This is a genomic window from Pseudomonas brassicacearum (assembly GCF_003732225.1).
GTDB lineage: Bacteria > Pseudomonadota > Gammaproteobacteria > Pseudomonadales > Pseudomonadaceae > Aquipseudomonas > Aquipseudomonas brassicacearum_E.
Window position 1 is genome coordinate 211,358 of record NZ_MOBJ01000006.1, and the last position, 22,522, is coordinate 233,879.

A 22,522-nucleotide genomic window follows, 5' to 3' on the forward strand; every position below is an offset into this window, starting at 1 on the left:
TCGGCTAGCAGCCATATGCCACCATTGGCAATTACCCTCCGTAACCGCGGCTGCGCAACGCGACGTACCGGACCAATTACGAGAAGTTCGCCCGGGATGTGGATGAGACCCGGTTGATTGTGAGTTACAACTTTTCGATCCTGTAGCGCCTGACAGAATGCCATCGCGAGCAAGCTCGCTCCCACAGGGGGATCTGAGTCGTATGCAGAATTTGCATCACACAAAGATCCATTGTGGGAGCGAGCTTGCTCGCGATGAGGCCCTCACATTCAGCGCATTTCCAACTGATGCCGATACGGCAAATCCGGCCCGGTCTTGCTGCAGGTCAGCGCCGCAGCTTGCACTGCAAACTTGAGCATCGAATCGATCTGCTCACGACTCAGCTGCTGCACGCCTTCTACCGAGTCGAGCTGCTGTTCGGTCAGCCAGGTAATCAGCGCGGCCTGGAAGGTATCGCCGGCACCGACGGTGTCGGCGATCACCACCGGGGTCGCCGGCGCAGACCAGCTGCCGTGGCGACGGCTGAACACCGTCGCGCCTTGGCCGCCACGGGTCAGGAACACCAGTTGGCAGCGATGCTCCAGCCAGCCGTCGATCACGCTTTGCGGGTCGCGGTCCGGATACAGCAGGCTCAAGTCTTCATCGCTGACCTTGATCAGATCGGCAAGTTCTACCAGCTCTGCGATACGTGAACGCCACAACTCGATGTTCGGCTCGGGATTGAGCCGCACGTTCGGGTCGAGGCTGATCAGGCGTTTGCCGCTTTCCCGGCGCACCAGCGCCAGCAGCGTGTCGGCAATCGGTTGCACCACCAGCGAGAACGAGCCGATGTGCAGCCCGCGTACTTGCTCGTTCAACTCCGGCAGATGGGCCAGTGTGAGCTGACGATCAGCGCAGCCTTCACCGCGAAAGCTGTAGTGCGGCGAGCCGTTGGCACCGACCTCGACCATTGCCAGGGTGGTCGGTGCATCGACGTCCAGCAGGTAATCCGGGCGTACCCCTTCATCCGCCAGCACTTGTTGCAAGCGACGGCCGAGGTAATCGGTGGACAGCCCGGCGAACAGCGCCGCGTCCACACCCAAGCGGCGCAAGCCGACCGCCACATTGAAGGGTGATCCGCCGGCAATCGCCTTGTAATTCACTTTTGAAGCCTGACCGCTGGCCTCGTTTTCGCTGAAGAAATCGAACAGCGCTTCGCCACACACCAGATACATAGTTGTTCACTCTTTAAAAAGGGTTGCGACCTGTTGTCGATAGCGCTCATAGGCCTGTTGGTAGGCCGCTGCATTCGCTGCGACAGGTTGGGTTTCGCTGCTGGGGTCGAGGCTGACACAGCGTTCGCACAAGGCCAACAGACTTTGCTGGGTCCCGGCCCCGGATTCGCACCACGCGGCCTGAATCGCTGCGCCGAGTGCCGCGGCCTCGCCGTGTTCGGTGCAGACCACCGGGGTGTTCATGATGTCCGCGACCATCTGCCGCCACACCGGGCTTTTCGAGCCGCCACCGGTGAGGCGAATGCTGCGGCTTTGCAATCCGTTGTGGCGCAGCAGGTCCAGACCATAACGCAAACCGAAGGTGGTGCCTTCGACTACTGCGCGGCAGAGGTTGGCCCGGGTCAGGTTAGTCATGTTCAGCCCCAACAGGCTACCGGTGGCATGGGGCAGGTTGGGAACGCGCTCGCCATTGAGGAACGGCAACATGCACACACCTTCGGCGCCAATCGGCGACTGCTCGATACACCTGTTGAACTGCGAGAGGTCCAGCGCGAACAGCTCACGAACCACACCGGTGGCGTTGGTCAGATTCATCGTGCAAATCAACGGCAACCAGCCACCGCTGGAGGAACAGAAGGTCGCGACTGACGCATCCGGGCTGACCTTGGGCTGTTCGGCGTAGGCATACACGGTGCCCGAAGACCCCAGGCTCATGGTGATTGCGCCGGGCTGAATATTGCCGGTGCCGAGGGCGCCCATCATGTTGTCGCCACCACCGCTGGCGACCAGCGCCTTTGGGTTAATGCCCAACCGTTCGGCGATGCTCGGCAAAATCGTGCCGACCGCCTGATGTGCCTCCAGCAACTCAGGCAGCGCCGCTTGCAGGCGTCCGCTGGGGTCGATGTCGCGCAGCAGTTGTACGTCCCATTGGCGGGTGCGCACATTGAAATAACCGGTGCCAGAAGCGTCGCCGAACTCGCTGCAGTAGCGCCCGGTCAGCCAATAGTTGAGGTAGTCGTGGGGCAACAGAATGTGCGCGATGCGGGCGAAAATCTGCGGATGCTGCTCTTGGGTCCACAACAGTTTGGACACGGTATAGCCCGGTGCGATGGCCACGCCGAGGCGTTCCAACGAGCCGCTTTCGCCGCCCAGATGGGCCAGCAACCGCTGGTTTTCTGCGGTGGTTTCGGTGTCGCACCAGAGCTTGGCCGGGCGCAGGACCTGGCCTTGTTCATCGAGCAGGACCAGGCCATGTTGCTGGCCCGAGACACCGATGCCGAGAATCTCCAGACCGCTGATGTTGGCGGCCAGCAAGGCCTGGCGAGTGGCGAGCGTTAACGCCTCGAGCCATTGGGCGGGGTCTTGTTCACGACAGCCGTTGGCGCCGCTGATCAGGCTATGGGCGGCAGCGCCCTGACCGAGGACTTTACCGCTGCGCGCGTCGAGGATCAGTGCTTTGGTGCCTTGGGTGCCGCAGTCGATGCCGAGGAATAATTGTTGGTTTGCCATGGAGAGTCCTTCGATCAGTCTGCCAACACCCGCTCCAGCGTCCGCGTCACGCCGTGTTCACGCAAGCTGTTACAGCACCACTCGAACGCTGCAACAAACTCCGCAGAGTGGGGGATCGCCGTACCAAAGATCTCCTCAACCTCCAGCAACCGCTGAGTGATCAACGGATCATCGACGACCAACGCCTGACAGAATTCCGCTCGTGGATCGGGAATCGAATAGGCATTGCCGTTCTCATCCACGCCCTTCAAGTAGATCGCCCACGCCGCCACCACCAACGCCGCACGCCTGGTATCGCGTCCATCGGCAATCAAGCGGTTGATAGTCGGCACGATGAACTTGGGAAACTTCGACGAGCCATCGGAGCAAACGCGCTCCAGTTGATCGGCAATCGCCTGATTGGAGAAACGCTCGACCAGAGTGTTTTTGTACTGTGTCAGGTCGATGCCCGGTACGGGTGCCAATTGTGGCGTTACGTCGAGGTCCATGTAGGCACGCATGTAACGCACGAACAGCGGATCGTTCATGGCCTCGTGGACGAAGCGATAGCCCTTGAGGAAACCCAGATAAGTCAGGGCCAGGTGGCTGCCATTGAGCAGTTTGATTTTCATCTCTTCATAGGGCGTGACGTCATCGGTGAACTGCACGCCGACCTTTTCCCAGGCCGGGCGGCCGTTGACGAAGTTGTCTTCCAGCACCCATTGCACAAAGGGTTCACAGACCACTGGCCAGGCATCGTCAATGCCGTGCTCGTCGTGCAGTTGCAAGCGGTGAGCCGAGCTGGTTATCGGGGTGATGCGGTCGACCATGGCGTTGGGGAAGCTGACGTTTGCGGCGATCCAGTCCCGCAGATCGGCATCGCGCAGCGCGGCGAAGGCCAGCAGGGCCTTGCGGGTGACCGCGCCGTTGTGCGGCAGGTTATCGCAGGACATCAAGGTAAACGCTGAAATGCCGGCGGCACGACGTTTGGCCAGGGCTGCGCAGAGGAAGCCGAACACGGTTTTCGGACTGTTTGGGTGCGCCAGGTCATGCTGGATCTGTGGCAGCTGGGCCATGAACTCGCCGCTGCTGTCGTCAATGCAGTAACCACCCTCGGTGATGGTCAGCGAGACGATGCGTATGTCCGGACTGGCGAGTTTATCGATCAGCACCTGAGTGCCGTCTTCGGCCAGCAGCATGTCGCTGATGGCGCCGATGACCCGGACCTGAGTGTCATCGGTATCGCCCAGTTCAAACAGGGTGAACAGGTAGTCCTGGCCGGCCAGGTCGTCCCGGGCGCGGCGGTCTTCGGCGCGCAGGCCAACGCCGCAAATGCTCCAGTCCAGACCTTCGCCCAAGTTCATCAAGGCATCGGTGTAATAGGCCTGATGGGCGCGATGGAAACCGCCGACGCCGATGTGGGCGATGCCGTGGCGGGTAGCGCTCAGGGCGTAGGCGGGCAGCGCCACTTCAGGTGCCAGGCGGGTGAGGTTGGGTTTGTTCAATTTCATGTCGGGTCTCGGCAATCAGGCAGCGGCGCGCAGCGGTCTGGCCACGGCCACCCCGTTGGCATCGAATAAGTGGCAGTGTTCGGCGTCCAGATGCAGACTCAGTTGCTCGCCATAACGGCTCGCCAGATCACCGCGAATACGCATGGTCAGGGCTTCACCGGAGGCGGTCAGGACGTGGCAGAAAGTATCGCTGCCCAAGCGTTCGCTGACATCGGCGGTGACCTGCAAGGTGCAGTCGCCGGGTTGCGCGAGGTTCAGGTGTTCCGGGCGAATACCCAGCGTCACCGCGCCACCGACGTTGAGGTTGGCGCCGCTCAGCGGCAGGCTGATGCGCGTCCCGGCATCGAGCCGGACTTCACAGCTTTGGCGATCGACGCGGCTGACCTCGCCCTTGAGAAAGCCCATTTTCGGGGTGCCGAGAAAGCCTGCGACAAACAGGTTGGCTGGCTGGTGATAGAGCTCCAGCGGCGAGCCAACCTGTTCGATCCGGCCACCGTTGAGCACCACGACTTTGTCGGCCAGGGTCATGGCTTCAACCTGGTCGTGGGTCACGTAGATCATCGTCGCTTGCAGCTCTTTATGCAGTCGCGCCAGTTCCAGGCGCATCTGTACCCGCAGGGCGGCGTCGAGGTTGGACAGTGGTTCGTCGAACAGGAAAATTTTCGGGTTGCGCACAATCGCTCGGCCGATCGCTACGCGCTGACGCTGGCCACCGGAGAGCTGTTTCGGCTTGCGTTCGAGCATCGGCCCGAGTTCGAGAATACGCGCCGCTTCGTTGACCTTTTTCTCCACCTCAGCCTTGTTCACGCCGGCCAGGTCGAGGGCGAAAGACATGTTTTTGCGCACGCTCATGTGTGGATACAAGGCGTAAGTCTGGAACACCATCGCCAGGTCACGCTTGGCCGGGCTGACTTCGGTGATGTCGCGCCCGTCCAGTTCGATGGTGCCAGCGGTGACTTCTTCAAGCCCGGCAATCAACCGCAACAGGGTCGATTTACCGCAGCCGGACGGACCGACGAAGACCACGAACTCGCGGTCGTTCACTTCAAGGTCGATACCTTTGATGATGGAAAAGCCTTCGAAACCTTTTTGCAGATTCTTGATTTTCAGGTGGGCCATGACGGGCCTCCGCTTTTAATTGTTAAGGTTCAAGATCAAAAAATCGCGTGAGCCCTCGTAGGAGCTGCCGAAGGTTCGGGCCGCGTTCGGACGATCTTTTGATTCATTTCACGGCGCCAAAAGACAGGCCGCGCACAAGTTGCTTTTGACTGATCCAGCCGAAGATCAGAATCGGTGCGCAAGCCAGTGTCGAGACCGCCGACAACTTGGCCCAGAACAACCCTTCGGGACTTGAGTACGAGGCGATCAACGCGGTCAGCGGCGCAGCTTTCGACGAGGTCAGGTTCAGCGACCAGAAGGCCTCGTTCCAGCACAGGATCAGTGACAGCAACACGGTCGACGCCAGGCCGCCCTTGGCAATCGGCAGCAGTACCCGGACCATTTCCTGCCACAGGGTGGCGCCGTCGAGACGGGCGGCTTCGAGGATGTCCTTGGGAATGTCCTTGAAGTAGGTGTAAATCATCCAGACCACAATCGGCAGGTTGATCAGCGTGTAGATGATGATCAGCGCGATCCGGGTATCGAGCAGGCCGAAACTCTTGGCCAGCAGGTAGATCGGCATCAGCACGCCCACTGGTGGCAGCATTTTGGTCGAGAGCATCCACAGCAGCGTGCCTTTGGTGCGCTGGGTTTCGTAGAAGGCCATGGAATACGCCGCCGGCACCGCGATCAGCAGGCACAGAGCCGTAGCACTGAACGAAATCACCACCGAGTTCCAGGCGAAGCTGAAGTAGCCGCTGCGCTCCTCGATGTGCAGGTAGTTTTCCAGCGTCGGTGTGAAGATGAACTGCGGCGGCGTGGCGAACGCATCGATTTCGGTTTTGAAACTGGTCAGCACCATCCAGAAGATCGGGAAGAAAATCAGGATCGCGATGGCCCAGGCCAGGGTGCCGAGCAACAGGCTGTGCAAACGACGGGATTGTTGAAGAGTCATGGCAGGCCTCAGGCTTTGTCAGTCAGGTTTTTGCCGAGCATCCGCACCAGGATGATCGCCGCGATGTTGGCAATCACCACCGCGATCAAGCCACCGGCCGAGGCCATGCCGACGTCGAACTGCACCAGTGCCTGGTTGTAGATCAGGTAGGCGAGGTTGGTCGAGGCGTAGCCGGGGCCGCCGTTGGTGGTGGTGAAGATTTCGGCGAATACCGAGAGCAGGAAGATGGTTTCGATCATTACCACCACGGCAATCGGCCGTGCCAGGTGGGGCAAGGTCAGGTGCCAGAAGATCGCGATCGGCCCCGCGCCATCCAGGCGTGCCGCCTCTTTCTGTTCCTGGTCGAGCGACTGCATGGCGGTCATCAGGATCAGGATCGCGAAGGGCAGCCATTGCCACGAGACAATGATGATGATCGACAGCAGCGGGTAGTGGGCGAGCCAGTCCACGGGTTGAGCGCCGAAGAGCTTCCACACGGCAGCGAGAATCCCCGAGACCGGATGGAAGATCAGGTTCTTCCAGATCAGCGCACCGACGGTGGGCATGATGAAGAACGGCGAGATCAACATCACCCGCACGATACCGCGGCCGAGAAACTCACTGGCTTCCAGCAGGGCGCTGATCAGTACCCCGAACACCACGCTGATCAACAGCACGCTGCCGACCAGTAATAAGGTGTTGGTGGCACCCGGCAGGAAGCCCGAGTCGGTCAGGAAGTAGCTGAAGTTCTCCAGCCCCACGAACGCATTGTCGCCGGGGTAGAGCAGGTTGTAGCGGATCAGCGAAAAGTACAGGGTCATACCCAGCGGCACGATCATCCATAGCAGCAATAAGGCCACCGAAGGGCTGACCAGAAACCAGCCAGGGTTGGCCAGTTGGCTTTTACGCAGCGGTTGGGGAATGACCATGTGAGCTTTAGCAGTTGAAATATTCATGGCGATCAAAACCGTTTCAAGTAGATCTATGACGATCTAATGTGGGAGCGAGCTTGCTCGCGATGGCGATGTATCAGTCACCCACAATGTTGAATGGGAGGCCGTCATCGCGAGCAAGCTCGCTCCCACAGAAGGCAGGAGCGGGTTGCAGGGTTATTTGGGATAACCCGCGCGCTTCATTTCACGTTCGGTGGTTTGCTGGGCGGCCGCCAGCGCCTGGTCGACCGTGGTCTGGCCGATCAGCGCAGCAGAGAACAGCTTGCCGACCTGGGTGCCAACCGCCTGGAACTCAGGAATGGTCACCAATTGGATACCGATGTAGGGCACCGGTTTGAGGGTTGGCTTGCTCGGGTCGGCAACTTTCAGTGACTCCAGCGTGACTTTGGCGAACGGCGCGGCGCTCATGTAGGCCTCGCTGTAGGTCGAGGCGCGGGTGCCAGGCGGTACGTTGGCGATGCCGTCCTTCTCGGCCACCAGTGCGCCGTACTCTTTGGATGTGGCCCAGGCGCTGAAGGTTTTCGCCGCGTCCTTGGCTTTGGAACTGGCGGGGATCGCCAGCGCCCAGGAGTACAACCAGGCCGAGCCTTTGTCGGTCACTTGATGGGGCGCGTAGGTGAAGCCGACATGGTCGCTGACCTTGCTTTGGGTTTTGTCGGTGACGAACGAGCCTGCGACGCTGGCGTCGACCCAGATCGCGCACTTGCCGCTATTGAACAGTGCGAGGTTTTCGTTGAAACCGTTGCTGGAAGCACCGGGCGGGCCGGATTTTTTCATAGTGTCGGCGTAGAAGTTCAGCGCATTCTTCCACTCCGGACCGCTGAATTCCGGCTGCCACTTCTCATCGAACCAGCGTGCGCCATAGGCATTGGCGATGGTGGTGATCAATGCCATGTTCTCCCCCCAACCGGCCTTGCCGCGCAGGCAGATACCGTACTGCTCCTGATCGGGTTTGTTGAGTTTGCCGGCGAATTCACCGATCTGCTCCCAGGTAGGATGCTCGGGCATGGCAAGGCCTGCGTCCTTGAACAGGTCGGTGCGGTAATAGGTCATGGAGCTTTCGGCGTAGAACGGCAGGGCGTAGAGCGTGCCCTTGACCGACAGACCTTCACGCACCGAGGGGAATACGTCGTCGAGGGCGTAACTGGCAGGTAGATCTTTCATCGGTTCGAGCCAACCCTTGGCGCCCCAGAGTGCGGCTTCGTACATGCCGATAGTCAGCACATCGAACTGGCCGCCCTGGGTGGCGATGTCAGTGGTCAGGCGTTGACGCAGGACGTTTTCTTCCAGTACCACCCAATTGAGCTTGATCTCCGGGTGCTCGGCCTCGAAGGTTTTCGAGAGCTTTTGCATGCGGATCATGTCGCTGTTGTTGACGGTGGCAATGGTCAGGGTTTGTGCGCCAAGACTGACGCCGCTGAGGGTCAAGCAGGTGCAGGCAAGCAGAGCTTTTACAGAGGGTTTCATCGCGCACTCCTCTTCTGAACCCAGGGGGCAGCAGAAGGACAGTTGTTGTTTTTGTGTCTTCCGGAGGTAGGAAGAATCTGAGGCTGATTACAGCCTTCAAAACACGCAATGACAAATCGTTGGTAGCACGGGTACTGATACTATTTTGCACATAAAAGATCGCAGCCTTCGGCAGCTCCTACGCGGGCAGTCCTCTGTAGGAGCTGCCGAAGGCTGCGATCTCTTGGGCTAACCGAGATTTTGCTCAGTCAAACGCTGCACCGCCAGCCGACGGTAATGGGAAGGGGTCATGCCTTTGAGTTGCTGAAAGCGCCGGTTGAAGTTGGAAATATTGTTGAAGCCAGACTCGAAACACACATCGGTCACCGGTTTATCGCCATCGGCCAGCAACTCGCAGGATTTGCTGATGCGCAAGCGATTGACGAACTCGACAAAACAACGCCCGGTGGCCTGCTTGAAAACCCGGGAGAAATAGGTCGGCTTCATGCCCAGATACTCGGCGACTTCTTCCAGCGGCAGTTCGCGAGCGTAGTGGGCAAAGATGTAATCCACTGCCCGGTTGGTGCGGTCGATGTTATGTTCGTCGGCCAGCTGTGGCGTGGTGGCCCCGGACAGCAACTGGTAATCGTCGCAGGCAACCAACAGCTCCAGCAGAATGAAAAAGTACCCGAGGCGGGTGACGCCTTTGGAGTCGGCAATCCGCTGCATCAAGTCCATGGCCTGGCGGATTGTGTGTTTACAGCGAAATTCGATGCCGTACTGCGCGCGCTCCAGCAGTGGCGTCAGGCTCTTGAGTTCGGCAAACACCTGATGGCCGCTGTCGAACAGCTCGTCGGTGAAGTTCACCAGCATGTCTCGCTTGGGCACCACTTCGTCTTCGGCGACCTGGCTGATCCAGTTGTGGGGCAGGTTGGGACCCGTCAGAAACAGGGTTTCGGGATAGAAGTTGCCAATGTAGTCGCCAATGAACACCTTGCCCGAGCTTGCGACAATCAGGTGCAGCTCGTATTCCTTATGGAAATGCCAGCGCACCAGCGGGCAAGGAAAACCGTGCTGGCGATAGATGATGGACAACCCGTTGTGGTCGTCCATCAATTCGTAGGAAGGGTCGGTGACTCTGGCTGCTCGGGTCATCTCTGGGCACTTTTATTGTTATTGCGCCCTGATCATGCCTCTTTAGCGTGGCCTGGCACCAGCCTTTGGGCGTATTTCCATCAGCCTCTGATGTAGGCGCCTTTCATGCTGCTGCCAACCCAGCAGTAGCGCACAATCTCGGACTCATCGATGAAATCGGTATTAATGATGCTGCACCGCGTAATCCAGTCGCGGGATGAATGAAACCAGTCATTGATATGGTTCTTTATGTCGATGGGGCCGCCCAGAAACGTAAAACTGGTTGCCGATAAGGACCACAGGTAAGAGGCGGGATAGACGCTATTCAGTGTGCTGGTTATGTGTGTTTTCAGATCGTCAGCATCGGTGAATGTGGTTACATTCCATTTGTGCGGGATCTTGTACCCGAAATAGTCCTCGTCGAGATCCCGTGAAGCGGGCGCCCTCATGACAATTCTTTGTAAATCACTGATGCGTTTAAGTTCACCGATAGACTTTTCCATGTTCGAGAGTGGAATGATTCTGGGGCCGAGTCTGCGTATCAGTAGATCATTGAAGGCTTTGAAGTTGAACGGTTTGTCACCGTCACCCAATGCGTGAAAATCAAGAATGATGAACTCGGTTGAGTGTTGCGCGAGAAAACTCAAGACAGCGTCTATCAGTTCCTCCAGCACCCGGTGGGACTGATGCCCGTTGTGATGGAAGTAGAAAATATCCTGATCACTACCGCGCCTGTATCCCAGGCGGATGTCGAACACCCGTGCCCCGTTGGATAGCTGCCAGCCAAAGGAATCGTTCTGGCAGGTGGTCCAGTTACCGATAACGACCTCGTAATTGGGGGCTTTTTTATCCATGCCGCAGTTGTGCGCGCTGGGCCAGATAATGTCAGTGAGCTTCATGAACTGAATATTAAGTACTTCACCCATCCAGCCCTGCTTGTTGATGTGTCCATTAATCATTTGCGGCATGGTTACTCCCTGTTTATTAAACTCCCTCCTGTCATCCGTGAAGGGAGAGTGTCGAAATGTTTTGTGATTAAAGTACTTGGAAGGGTAGCAGCGCATTACGTTACTTCAAGGCGCTGAAATATTTGCTCAAGAATGGCTATGGCAGGGTACGGAATACTTTTGGTAATTATCGGCGCAGGGCTTGATTTTCGGCAACGCGATCGGTCGCCATTGCACAGTATGCTACGATCTCGCTTTCATCGAAAAAATCAACATTGATAATACTCGCGTACTCAATAAGCCCGCCGCCGGGAAAGAACCAGTCGTTAAGCTCTTTCGTCAGTTTTGCAGGACCTTTGAGCGGGATATAGCTCGTGACGGATAACGACCACGGCGAATTCATTGGGGGGGCCTTCAGTACATTTCCAATATGCCGACTGATGTCAGCGGTATTAACGATTGCCTCACCCGCCCACTCATGGTGTATGCCAGCCCAGAAATAACGCCCATCAAGATCAGGGTGATAAGAGGCGGCAACAACCACGCGTCGCCGCTTGTTTGTTTTCAGCTGTTGCACGGTGTGGTGTCGATTCTCCCAAGGGACAAGTCTGGACTCTAACCCTGATAGTAACGCTTGATTGAAGCTTTTGTAGTCGAAGTTGACGTCTCCAGTCCCTTCGAGTTGATGAAGGTCGAGAATAATGAATTCATCCGGATTTTCATTCAGAAAGGCATTCACGGCTGAGACAAGTTCCTTCAGGGACCGGCCAAGAACGTGTCCATGGAATGTCCTGAAACCTGATTGAGCGTTGACAAACCTGAGGTCCAGGGCCCTGGCACCGTTCCTCAATTGCCAGAGGAAATCCTGGTTCTGGCACAAGATCCAGTTCGATATCACGGAGTCGTATAAAGGTTGGGGAAGGCGCCAGTCCATCCCCGAATTATGAGCGCCTGGCCAGATGATTTGGCCAAGGGTCAATGTGTCGATACCGGGTGAGGAACTCATCCAGTTACGGGTGGCGCGATAATGTGCGTTAGTCATGTTTATTAAAAGTCCAGATTATAAATAGGTTGGGTGGCCAGTCGCTTTGCGCTGAAGTGCGCAAGCGAGTTGCGGGTATTTATAAGGTGGGACGTTTAAATAGGCAATGACTTGACATGCCAGGAAAGAGTTCTTCTCGGTATCGGAAAGTTGTCGTGATGTATTGATATTGTTATACGTGCCTCGGTGTTAACGGTTTTTCGCTTCAATCCACTGCGCCATGTATTGAGTGCTTTTATGATGATGGTGGCGCAGCATGCTTCCGATAAAATTATCGCGCCGTAGTTGCTCCAGATTCAGACGACAACTATTGAGTCGATCCACCAGTGCAGGACCATGAGTGTTCCTTTGATAATGGGTGGTCAGTAATTGTGTACCGGCCTGCTGAGCCTGTTCCCAACAGGTCCTGTCTGAATAAAGCTCAACAGCGGCGTGTGCCATGGCGCTGGCCGACGTGGCTATCGCGCCAGCCCAAGGTAAACCGCCGTGCATGCCTTCGGCACCCACAGGCGTGGTGACGTTTGGCGTGCCGCAGAGCATCGCGTCGATAATTTTGCCTTTGATGCCCGCGCCAAAACGCAAGGGTGCCAGGCAGATCCGTGCGCTGGACATCACTTGCAGCGCGTCTTCGGCCCAGTTCATTACGTGAAAGCCTTGCGCTGGATTGTGCAAGGCGGTGGCCTTGGGCGGTGTGTAGGCGCCGTATATATGCAACTGCGCCCCCGGGAGTTGCTGACGAATCAGTGGCCAGAGCGTGGTTTTCATCCAGAGCACCGCATCCCAGTTAGGGGCGTGGCGGAAATTGCCGATGCTGAGGAAGTGCGCGCGGTCTTCGAACGGTGTGAACGACTGAGTGATCGGGTCGATCATCAGCGGACACCAGTGCAGCAACTGGCGTGGCAGTTTGAACTGTTCCACCAGCAATTCGATTTCCACCTGCGAAATCATCAAGTTCAGGTCACAGCGGTACAACGCGGCAATTTCGCGCTTGGCCAGATCGGTATCGGCCATGAGTTCGAACTCTTCACGCAACGCCGGGGCGAACAACGTGCTGAAGTCATTGGCGTCGTCACTGGCCTTCAAGCGCTCCTTGAGCCGTTGGTGCCGGGCATGTCGCAAGCTTTGCAGATCAGAGGTCTCAAGTACGCGTAATGCGCCAGGGCAGTGTTTCTCGACACGCCAACCGAACTGCTCTTCCATCATGAACTGATCGAACAGCACAATATCGGGGGCAAGCTCACTGATGAATGCATCGAAACTGCTGTTGTTCAGCTCGATGGAGACTTCACGAATACCCAGCTCAGCCAGGTCTGCCTTGTGCTCACCGACACCGGCCGGGCTGCTGAACGTGATGTCCCAGCCTTCCTGCAAAAACGTTTCAAGGATTTGCATCACGTGACCGCTGGCTGCAGAAGAGCGCGGTTCGGGCCAGACGTAACCAATGACCAGGACTTTGGTTGCAGGCTGACTCATAAAGCGATTCCTTGGAGGCGGGCGGGTCGAAGGGCAAACGAAAAGGGCACAATTAAACCACAGTGACGGTAATACCTGAGGACGGAGGGCGTATTGGCTGGAAGTTTGTGCGGTCTTGCGTTAGCGTCTTGGCGCTGATTCAAGGACTAATGGAATGACTGAACCCACCACCCTGCAGGTAAAAGTAGCGGCGCAGATTCTTGCGGCGATCCAGTCCGGCGAACTGGCGCCTGGTAGTCACCTCAAGGAGGTGGAGCTGGCCGAGCGTTTTGGCGTGTCCCGCTCGCCGATTCGGGGCGCATTGATGTATCTGGCGACCAAAGACCTGGTAGGGAGGTTGCCCCATCAGGGTTTTTGCGTTTTGGAGTCGCCGCTCAGTATCGGTCCGGATAAAGTCAGCTTGCCGGTAGGGGAAGATGAAGAACTGTATCAGCGCTTGATAGACGATCGTCTGGCGCAGGCCTTGCCGGATCAGGTCATGGAAAGTGATTTGCTAAGGCGTTACGGGGCCAGTAAGGCGGTGCTGCGCCGCTGCTTGCTGCGCTTGTCCGATGAAGGCGTGATGCAGCGCAAGCATGGGCATGGCTGGATGTTCCTGCCGACCTTGAGCTCAGCAGAAAAGCGCTTCGAAAGTTACCGTTTTCGCATGTTGCTGGAGCCGGCCGGGTTATTGGAGCCGACCTTCAAACTGACTCGTGAGCGGCTGCAGTGCTGCCGCGAGAAGCAACAGGCGTTACTTGAGGGGGCTCCCGACAGCCTGAGCTTTTTCGAAGCCAATGCTGAGTTTCATGAGCTGCTGGCGCTGGCATCCGGCAATTCGTTCATTCTGCAGGCCGTGCAGCAACAGAACCGCCTCCGGCGCCTGACCGAATTTCACACGGTGTCTAATCTGGAGCGGGTGAAAACATCGTGCCGCGAACACTTGCAGATCATCGAAGCGCTGGAGCAGGGTGACCGGGAGTGGGCGTCGACCCTGCTTTATCGGCACTTGAAGGTGGCGAGTACGCTCAATGAATTGAGCAAGAGGGACTGAAGCTCAAAGGCTTCACGCCCCTTGTCCCAGACCCAGCCGAACGGGTCCTGTTATGCGTTTTCCATTAGCTTGATTCAACGCTTCGCGCAGTGCGCGAAGGTTTTTTCTAAAGGCCGGAGGATTCGTTTTGGCTTGGCTCAGCAGCGATATGACTGTCGATTGGGAGTCAGCGTTGAGCATGCCTGGAGCCTCATCCAGAAAACTCCAGATGGTACCTGCATCTTCTCCAATGGGCGGGTTGCGAAGTTTGTTGAGGTCCGCACCTCGAAACCGGTTCGTTCCGGAAAAATCGACAAAATCAGGACCTTTACCCAGATTGAGCAGTTGGGATATTTCAGTGCTACCTGGGTTCCCCTTGTCGATGTGGGAGATGTCCGCGTAAATAAAGTCCTGTGTGCCCTGGCGGCCATGGGACAGCTCATGATTCATCAAGTCACCAATCCGGCTGTTATCGTATTTCGAGTGCCGGTAATAGTTATTCAATGAAGCCGGGTCAAACTGAATGAACTTTTCGTGCACGCCATCTGCTGTTGTCGCTGCCTGCCACGCCTTGTAACGATTGGTGTAAAGCCCACCCATTACATTTTTATCGCCAAGGCTTTCAATGGCAATATTGCGGGTCGATAATTTTTTGTAGTCTTCTTTTATGGAGTTGAGTCCATTCAGAAACCACTCGGTCACGTCGTTGGAGTCAGAGCCAAAGAATGCCTTTAACAAAAATTTGCTATCACTATCGATGACTGATTTGTTTAAGGCCTCAATGGCGAAATCAACCTTGCGATTCCCGATAGGGATGCCGCTCGCGATGATGGTTTTTGCGTAGCTTTTAGGGACCACTTTACCGAGCAGCGGTACGTGCAGTAAATCATCGCTGATTCGAAATTCTTTCAAGATGCCGCCTCGCAAGTCTCGATACGTTGTATTTAAGGCATAGAACTGATTGTTCTCGCGAGTTGCCCACACCACGACATCGCTTCCGGAGTCTCCCAGCGTTCGTATTGTGCCGCGTACGGTATCAGTGCGATTGGCTGCTTTGATCAAATCATAGGATTGTGCGCTGCCGGTAAGCCTGCGTAGCTGGAAGGTAGCGGTGTCCATTGCTTCCAATCCGTACTTACCCAATCGTAAGGCGCCTCGTTTCAACAGTTTTGCACCGCCATAAAGCAACTGTGGAACGCCATCCAACGGGTTGAGAACAGAGACACCTAAAGTGAGACCGACTCTTGCCATGCTGGCAGCTTTTGATGCCGCCGATATGGACTTTGTTGCAATACTTGCAATTTTTCCGGCAGCGGCGATGACCACGAAGATCAACGTGGCGGCTTCCAGCGTGCACGCAAGCGCCCCTTCAGACTGTCGCTCCGTATCGTCTGACAAAATATCCTCAATGCATGCTTTGAACGGAACCAATATATTAAATGCGATCTGCCTACCCTTGTTGATCTGTTCACGTTCCAACTCCAGCTTGGTTTGCCCCCACGCCTGGTGTTTCAGTTCTTCATAAGTGGCCAGCGGTCGATGTGTTTCGATGAACCTCGCGATAGCACCAAGTTGTTTGTTATGGTGATAACTCTGATAGGCACTGCGCTGGCTCTTGTCCGAAGGCGCGGCGGTTGGCAGTACACCGAGTTTTTCTATGACAGCTGTACTCGAAATACCTTCGCGCGGCGCGACGCCAAGCGTGTAACACTCAACATCAATAGGCAAGTTGAGAGGCGTTACAGGCTTGCTATACGCTTGCGGATTACCGGTAAATGCCAGTCTTGAAGGCGCGTGATAGGTTCCAGATTCGACGATCAGCCTTGCCAGGTCATTATTCTTTCGATATTGGCGTTGCAGGGTAAACACCTCATAACAACTGACTTTCCCCTGATAGTATGAACACATCACGACGCCATAACGGCCAGTCGCTGCATCCTTGTCCCTTTGGTTTTCCATAAGGACTGGACGTTGCGTTCCTATGTGTGACAACCCGACCGAGTTTGCCGAACTATTATTCTCTACCGCTACAGAGTGGCGAATTGTATAAAAACTGACGTCGCCGCATTGGAAGCTGACTCGATCCTCATAGGGTACTGATGAAAGGAACAGTTTTATGTTTTCGACGAAGGCGTTCTTGAAGTCGTTGTATAGGGTGTCGAAATTGTCGGAAAATACTTCTTTGACCGGATGCAGTGTGCTCAACTTTGGAAATGTTTTATAAATACTTGTGGCGTTGGCTCGGTCCCAAGTGTCACTGACAAGGTCGTGGGACATATATAATTCCACCAGGGACATGGCTAAATATGACGAGTCACTAAAGAGTAGGTTGTCCAGGAGGGCGCCCGGCAGGAGGAGATTGAATTTTGAGTCGGAATGAACATTCTTGTGAAAAATTATTTCTTTTTCGAGGAAGTCGCACTCGGGTACAAAAGTCTTAAGTACTTCAAGTGCAACATCTTTTCTGGTGGGCAGGGGAGTAGACAGCACATGCGCCGTATGAGCGTATACAGCAATGTATTGCTCATAGGCTAAAACAGCTTTAGCCGAAGTGTTTGTGTCAGGTTGGTTTACAGCATCGGCACTCACAATGCCGTTGATTAACGCCCAGTCGAGGATAGGGTCCAGGGTTGTCAGGCTGTGCAGAAGCTCCAGCTGTTTGTTGACAGGATCGATCTCTACGAATTCCAGTATTTGCGAGTAGGTCATCAAGCGTGAGGATCCTGGCGCGTTCAACTCCGCGAGTGCAACTGCCCGGCGCAAGGTGACCCAGTCGATAGAGCCCAGCAGAAGGGACTCAGGCAGGTCCTTGACGAGAAACTCGGGTGCGATGCCCGCCAACAATAGGTGCGAGGCCAATGGGGCAGTAGCACTGGATACTTTAAGGTTGTCAATGAGGTGTCTTTCCAGCTCGGAGTGAACGGTGGAAAGGGATTTCTCAACGTTTTCAGGTGAGTAAATGTCGTAGCCCGCGACATGCTTTCCAGATGTCTCTTCTCCTATTTCCGGGTGAAGGTCTAATAGAATGGCCGTCACCATAACTTGCTGGAGATACTCATCCGACGCTGTTTGACCAGGTTCAGAACCATACCAGCCAAGCTCATCAATGATGGCTCTGGACAAGGAGTGAGACTCGTAGCCGGAGAGCAACATTTCTAAAACATCATCGATCTCGGATCGTGAAGGTTTAAAGGGCTGATTGCCAAAGAGCTTTTGCTGTAAATGATCGAGCAGCTTTTTCGAGTCTTGCAGGTAGTCTGAATACAAAGTGCGAATGTGCTGTCGTTGCGAGGCCGTCAGGGACAGTGGCATATTTTGGGCTGCTGTCAGTATTTCCCAATAGGTACCCAGTGCTGGAGACGAGGGTGGCGCCATTTCCATAAAGCGGATCAGGTTTTTCGTCTGCGCAATGGTTTCCGGCACGTTGTACTCATGAAAACCAAGCCAATGTGTAATCCCCGTGAACCCGATCTGATCTACCAGACCTCCAGTGGTTGCTGCGATGTCGGCTATGACCCGTAAATCATTGTCCAGATCGGGATCACGCTTGACCCACTCTGTAATATTCTCCCAGCGACGCTTTCGAAGCGAAAGGATTTGACCGCTACTCTCTACCCGCGAACACTTTTCAGTAAGCCCCAACTGTTCGCAAATGCTTATAAATGCTGGTTTTACTATCATTCTCGCCATCATCACTACGCCGGGTTCATGGGCTTCATGCAGTGACGATCCGCCGATCAAGGGGATGTTGGATTGATTCCAGTCGACCTTCAGATTGTCGTATTTTTTTTCCGACTTTCCGTTCGTCTTGACTTTCAGCTCCTCAATGATTTGTCGGTGCTCAAGGCGATCGCTATTTCCCTGCTTTTTGTATTTGATGTCGGCCGCATCCGCATTGGCAGAGTCATATGCTTCAGTGCGATAAATTTGTTTGAAGATTTCACTCACAAAAAAGTCCATTTTTTAGTATGGTAAGTTGAGAGTGAAATACTTCTATGTTGCTCAGGAATAAGCAAGTTACTATATATAAGTCCGTATTTCTGTCGTTAGGCGGAGGCAATCTCTCAGCGTGCAGTCGCGCTGAAATGGCAAGCGTTGCCTATGTAATAAAATAGTAAAACCTGTGCAAGATTACATTCAGACAGTTATCCAGGAAATGCTGTTAGAGCATGCCGCGAATCTTGTCGCGCAATTGATCAATCGAGAACGGCTTGCCAATCACAGACATGCCTTCAGGCACCTCGATGCTTTCGGCATAACCACTGGCAAACAGAATCGGCAACGCCGGGCGCAGCACGCGCGTCTGAGCGGCGAGCTCTCGGCCATCCATTTCCGGCAATCCCACATCGGTCATCAGCAGATCGATGATTTGCGCGCTATCGTTGATCAGGGCGAGGGCTGCTTTGCCACTGTCGGCCTCAAGCACCTTGAACTCCAGTTCTTCCAGCACGTCGACAATCAGCATGCGCACGATGGCGTCGTCTTCGACTACAAGGATGGTGGGCGCTGTGGCGGACATAGGCGTGGCTCTCAACGGTAGGTGTTCGGTCACCGGTCGTTCGAAAATACCGGGCTCTTGCATCAGTCAGTGGTGGGCCCTGACAAGCTCCCGACGCTGTACAAAAGAGAACCACTGTACAGGAGTCGCCAGCAGAACCATTGTTCTAGAGTCAGTGTAGAGCGCTGCCGGATATCGTCGGCGCAGGCGCCAGAAAAATAGATCCCTGACGCGGTTATGGGGCAAACTCCTTCATCTACAACCGTTCACCAAGGCCACCTAATGACTTCTTCGTCTTCGGCTGATGAGCAACGTTTTCGCAACGTCCTGAGCCGCAACATCAGTTTGCCGCTGGGTGTGGGCGTGCTTAGCGCAGTATTTTTCGTCTCCTTGATCACCTATCTGTTCTCGGTAAACCGGTGGGTCGAGCACACGGACCGGGTGATCAATAACGCCAACGAAGCGGTAAGGCTGACGGTCGACCTGGAAACCGGGATGCGTGGTTTTTTGCTGTCCGGTGACGAGCATTTTCTCGATCCCTATGAAACGGCCAAACCGAGAATCCTTGCCGCGCTCAAGACCTTGCAGGAACTGACGGCCGATAACCCGCCACAGGTCGATCGCCTGCGCAGGCTCGAGGCTTTGCAGGTCGAGTGGAACGATTACGCGCAGCGAATGATCGATTTGCAGCGCAGCGGCGGTGATTACCGGGCTGCCGTGAAGTCTGGCCGGGGTAAGCGGCTGACCGATGAAATCCGCAAGCAGTACGAAGATGTCATCGACATAGAGCAACAGTTGCGCACCACTCGCAACGAAGACGTTCGCCGCACGACGATCTGGACCATTTCCCTGTATTTGCTGTTTGTTGTCGGTGTCAGTGGTTTATTGGCCTATGTCGGTCGGCGCGATCTGCTCAGCCTGTCGAAAAGCCACAGTGTCAACCTCGCCGAGCAACGCAAGAGCGCGCAACGTCTGGAGCAGCAAGCCTGGCTGCGCAACGGCCAGACCGAGTTGGCGGAACAGGTGCTGGGGCAACTGACGCTGAACTTGCTGGGTCGCAATATTCTGCAATTCTGCGCGCAGTACCTGGGCACCGCCGTCGGCGCGATGTATCTGAAAGAAGAGCACGGCGGCCTCACGCGCATAGCTTCTTACGGCTTCTCCCGTGAGCAGGAAGAGCGCGAGCAAGCGATCTACAGCGGTGAGGGCATTACCGGCCAGGCGGCACAACAGGGTCGGTTGATTCGTCTGGATGAAGTGCCGGTCGACTACTTCAAAGTCAGCTCCGGGTTGGGTCAAGGAGCGCCGCGCAGTGTGCTGGTGGTGCCGGTCAGTGATGACGGCCGGGTCAACGGCGTGATCGAACTGGGTTTCCTGCGGGTCCTGACCGAGCGTGATATCGAACTGCTGGAGTTGATTGCCGGGAACATCGGCACCTCCATCGAAGCGGCGCGCTATCGTCAGCGGTTGCAGGAAGTGCTGGCCGAAACCCAGCAACTCAATGAAGAGTTGCAGGTGCAACAAGAAGAACTGAAGAGCGCCAACGAAGAGCTGGAAGAGCAGTCGCGGATTCTCAAAGACTCCCAGGCGAACCTGGAGACCCAGCAGGTCGAGCTTGAGCGGACCAACGAACAGCTTGCCGAGCAAGCACAAATCCTGGCCGAGCAGCGCGATGCGATGGATCGCAAGAACGGGGAGTTGAACCTGGCCCAGGTACAACTTGAGGAGCGGAGCAAGTACAAGTCCGAATTCCTCGCCAATATGTCCCACGAACTGCGCACACCACTGAACAGTTCGTTGATCCTTGCCAAGTTGCTGGCAGAGAACCCACACGAAAATCTCAGTGCCGAGCAGGTAAAGTTCGCCGAGTCGATTTACTCGGCTGGCAACGATCTGCTCAACCTGATCAACGACATTCTCGACATTTCCAAGGTCGAGGCCGGCAAGCTTGAAATACGCCCCGAAAACACCAGCGTCGCGCGCCTGGTGGACGGCTTGCGCGACATGATTGAACCACTGGCAGCGGACAAACACCTGGCGTTCAATGTCGAACTGCAGTCGGATGCGCCGCTGATGCTGTTCACCGATCGTCAGCGTCTGGAGCAAGTGCTCAAGAACCTGCTGTCGAATGCCGTTAAATTTACCGAGAAGGGCTCTGTCAGCCTGACCGTCACCCGGCATCCGGGCGCGGGCATTGCCTTTATTGTCGGTGACTCGGGTATCGGCATCGCCCGCGATCAGCAGGAAAGTATTTTCGAGGCCTTCCGTCAGGCCGATGGCACCACCAACCGTCGTTACGGGGGCTCGGGGCTGGGCTTGTCGATCTCGCGTGACCTGGCGGCGTTGCTCGGCGGTTCGATCAGCGTCATCAGTGAACCGGGGCAGGGCAGTTCATTCACGCTGGTGATGCCCGAGCAGTATGTTGAACCTGGCGATGAGCCTGTTGAGCCGATGAAGATCGCGTCAGTCGTCGCTGCACCCAAGGTTTGCGCCGCGCCCGTACCGTCCATTACCGACGTGGCCATTGCGCGCTTTGCCGATGACCGTGACAACGCGCCATTCACCACTCGCTGCATCCTGGTGGTGGAAGATGAAGTGAACTTTGCGCATATCCTCTTCGATCTGGCCCACGAACTGGGCTATCAATGCCTGGTGGCTCACGGTGCCGATGAAGGTTACGACCTGGCGACACAATTCATGCCGGACGCGATCCTGCTGGACATGCGCTTGCCGGACCATTCCGGGCTGACGGTATTGCAGCGTCTCAAGGAACATGCCGAAACCCGCCATATTCCGGTCCATGTGATTTCCGTCGAGGACCGTGTCGAAGCCGCCATGCACATGGGCGCCATCGGTTATGCGCTCAAGCCGACGACTCGCGAAGAGCTCAAGGATGTGTTCGCGCGACTGGAAGCCAAATTGACCCAAAAGGTCAAACGCGTGCTGCTGGTGGAAGACGATGACCTGCAACGCGACAGCATTGCCCGGCTGATCGGTGACGATGACATCGAGATCACCGCCGTCGGCCTGGCCCAGGAGGCGCTGGACCTGCTGCGCGACACTATTTATGACTGCATGATCATCGACCTGAAACTGCCGGACATGCTCGGCAATGACTTGCTCAAGCGCATGTCCACCGAAGACATCTGCTCGTTCCCGCCAGTGATCGTCTACACCGGGCGCAACCTGACCCGTGATGAAGAAGCGGATCTGCGCAAGTATTCACGCTCGATCATCATCAAGGGCGCGCGTTCGCCAGAGCGCTTGCTCGATGAAGTGACACTCTTTCTGCACAAAGTCGAATCGCGGTTGTCCCATGAACGGCAAAGGATGCTCAAGACTGCTCGCAGCCGCGACAAGGTCTTCGAAGGTCGCAAGGTGCTGTTGGTGGACGACGATGTGCGCAACATCTTCGCGCTGACCAGTGCACTGGAGCACAAGGGCGCCATCGTGGTGATTGGCCGTAACGGCCGTGAAGCGATCGAGAAACTCAATGAAGTGGATGACATCGACCTGGTGCTGATGGACGTGATGATGCCGGAAATGGATGGTTTTGAAGCCACCACCTTGATCCGCAAGGACCCGCGCTGGCGCAAACTGCCGATCATCGCGGTGACGGCCAAGGCCATGAAGGACGATCAGGAACGCTGCCTGCAAGCGGGCTCCAACGATTATCTGGCCAAGCCCATCGACCTGGACCGGCTGTTCTCGCTGATTCGCGTGTGGTTACCGAAGATGGAAAGAATCTAAGTGGAACGCAGGGCCGGCGCGG

At 56.1% G+C, this 22,522-nt stretch carries 15 protein-coding genes and 1 pseudogene; 3 read left to right on the forward strand and 13 right to left on the reverse strand.

Annotation, left to right across the window (positions count from 1 at the left end; translation table 11 throughout):
• Nucleotides 1-47: 47 nt before the first annotated feature.
• Nucleotides 48-146: pseudogene (locus BK659_RS07830) on the forward strand (OprD family outer membrane porin); the annotation flags it as partial.
• Between the two features lie 123 nt (nt 147-269).
• Here BK659_RS07830 and BK659_RS07835 read toward each other — a convergent pair.
• The 11 genes from BK659_RS07835 to BK659_RS07885 all read right to left on the reverse strand — a co-directional run bounded on the left by BK659_RS07835 (nt 270) and on the right by BK659_RS07885 (nt 13,240).
• Entirely contained in the window at nt 270-1,214 is a 945-nt protein-coding gene (locus BK659_RS07835; RefSeq protein WP_123424512.1) for a carbohydrate kinase family protein, read from the reverse strand.
• A 6-nt stretch (nt 1,215-1,220) separates the two neighbouring features.
• Nucleotides 1,221-2,723 carry a xylulokinase gene (gene xylB / locus BK659_RS07840; RefSeq protein ID WP_123424513.1) on the reverse strand — a complete coding sequence of 501 codons (1,503 nt, stop codon included), beginning with the start codon at nt 2,721-2,723 and terminating at the stop codon, nt 1,221-1,223.
• A gap of 14 nt (nt 2,724-2,737) precedes the next feature.
• Complete coding sequence (locus BK659_RS07845; protein WP_123424514.1) at nt 2,738-4,213, reverse strand: mannitol dehydrogenase family protein; 1,476 nt, start codon at nt 4,211-4,213, stop codon at nt 2,738-2,740.
• 15 nt (nt 4,214-4,228) lie between these two features.
• Entirely contained in the window at nt 4,229-5,332 is a 1,104-nt protein-coding gene (locus BK659_RS07850; RefSeq protein ID WP_123424515.1) for an ABC transporter ATP-binding protein, read from the reverse strand.
• Between the two features lie 103 nt (nt 5,333-5,435).
• Nucleotides 5,436-6,266, reverse strand: a complete 831-nt coding sequence (locus BK659_RS07855; protein ID WP_123424516.1) for a carbohydrate ABC transporter permease — start codon at nt 6,264-6,266, stop codon at nt 5,436-5,438.
• A gap of 8 nt (nt 6,267-6,274) precedes the next feature.
• Nucleotides 6,275-7,174: a carbohydrate ABC transporter permease gene (locus BK659_RS07860; protein WP_259740237.1), complete on the reverse strand. Its 900-nt coding sequence runs from the start codon at nt 7,172-7,174 to the stop codon at nt 6,275-6,277.
• Between the two features lie 180 nt (nt 7,175-7,354).
• Complete coding sequence (locus BK659_RS07865) at nt 7,355-8,665, reverse strand: ABC transporter substrate-binding protein (protein WP_123424517.1); 1,311 nt, start codon at nt 8,663-8,665, stop codon at nt 7,355-7,357.
• Nucleotides 8,666-8,893: 228 nt separating this feature from the next.
• Nucleotides 8,894-9,799 carry an AraC family transcriptional regulator gene (locus BK659_RS07870; protein ID WP_123424518.1) on the reverse strand — a complete coding sequence of 302 codons (906 nt, stop codon included), beginning with the start codon at nt 9,797-9,799 and terminating at the stop codon, nt 8,894-8,896.
• An 80-nt stretch (nt 9,800-9,879) separates the two neighbouring features.
• Nucleotides 9,880-10,746, reverse strand: a complete 867-nt coding sequence (locus tag BK659_RS07875; protein ID WP_123424519.1) for a phosphatidylinositol-specific phospholipase C domain-containing protein — start codon at nt 10,744-10,746, stop codon at nt 9,880-9,882.
• A gap of 166 nt (nt 10,747-10,912) precedes the next feature.
• On the reverse strand, nt 10,913-11,767 hold the full coding sequence (locus BK659_RS07880) for a phosphatidylinositol-specific phospholipase C domain-containing protein (protein WP_148050420.1): 855 nt from the start codon (nt 11,765-11,767) through the stop codon (nt 10,913-10,915).
• 189 nt (nt 11,768-11,956) lie between these two features.
• Entirely contained in the window at nt 11,957-13,240 is a 1,284-nt protein-coding gene (locus BK659_RS07885; protein WP_123424521.1) for a glycosyltransferase, read from the reverse strand.
• A 154-nt stretch (nt 13,241-13,394) separates the two neighbouring features.
• Between BK659_RS07885 and BK659_RS07890 the strand changes: the two genes are divergently transcribed.
• Nucleotides 13,395-14,273, forward strand: coding sequence for a GntR family transcriptional regulator (locus tag BK659_RS07890; RefSeq protein WP_123424522.1), 879 nt, complete (start codon nt 13,395-13,397; stop codon nt 14,271-14,273).
• A gap of 12 nt (nt 14,274-14,285) precedes the next feature.
• Here BK659_RS07890 and BK659_RS07895 read toward each other — a convergent pair whose 3' ends face one another.
• Nucleotides 14,286-18,200: a hypothetical protein gene (locus BK659_RS07895; RefSeq protein WP_148050421.1), complete on the reverse strand. Its 3,915-nt coding sequence runs from the start codon at nt 18,198-18,200 to the stop codon at nt 14,286-14,288.
• Nucleotides 18,201-18,414: 214 nt separating this feature from the next.
• A complete protein-coding gene (locus tag BK659_RS07900) occupies nt 18,415-18,771 on the reverse strand; it encodes a response regulator (protein WP_123424524.1) in 357 nt (118 codons plus the stop codon).
• Between the two features lie 261 nt (nt 18,772-19,032).
• On the opposite strand from BK659_RS07900, the gene BK659_RS07905 reads away from it, so the two are divergent.
• Nucleotides 19,033-22,500, forward strand: a complete 3,468-nt coding sequence (locus BK659_RS07905; RefSeq protein ID WP_123424525.1) for a response regulator — start codon at nt 19,033-19,035, stop codon at nt 22,498-22,500.
• Nucleotides 22,501-22,522 lie beyond the last annotated feature (22 nt).